Genomic DNA, 593 nt, shown 5'->3' with positions numbered 1-593 from the left:
GTTTTTGTCTGTGATATAGAAAACATTAGGAATATCTTTTCAGCTAGATATGGAGAAAGTACAGATTTTAGCGGATACATTGACAAATTCTATAATACAGATATCTTCTACTTCAACAATAACTCTACGGTAGTAACTTTTACTGATGAAATAATTAGAAACATCAGATTTGAAGATAACATCTCTTATGCTGAAGCTTTTCTGCAGAATCCTAAGCATGGAGATAAGGCACTCTTAAGGTTCTTTATAAGAGCAGGCATCAATAGTGGTGCGTTAAGCCTTCGTAGAATAAAATCAATCATCACAAGAACTTATAGTATCAATGAACATATATTGCCGCTAAATCATAAACAGCAAATAACAAATATCAACCTACCTGCAGTAGTTGCCCTTGAAGTAATGGCTAAACTTTATGGAGGAGTATTACCTCTTCGGAAGGCTCTACTAAAAATCAGTAGCTTCAAGAAGAGCAAGCATACTAGCTTTTCAAGTTCCTTACAATCAACAAACGATCTCAATGTATTAGGTTTTTTTATTCCTGTTCTAGATTATAGACAGCATAATTTTGATATTGACCACAATAGAGATAGAAC

At 33.4% G+C, this 593-nt stretch carries 1 protein-coding gene; it reads left to right on the top strand.

Translation table 11 applies throughout. From position 1 onward, the window contains the following. The coding region (locus ACFQ2O_RS22125) for a hypothetical protein (protein WP_377533170.1) at nucleotides 1-593 on the top strand (593 nt) is incomplete at both ends.

This window comes from Pontibacter rugosus, assembly GCF_042678745.1.
GTDB classification, from domain to species: domain Bacteria; phylum Bacteroidota; class Bacteroidia; order Cytophagales; family Hymenobacteraceae; genus Pontibacter; species Pontibacter rugosus.
This window is presented reverse-complemented; position numbering and strand designations above follow the sequence as displayed.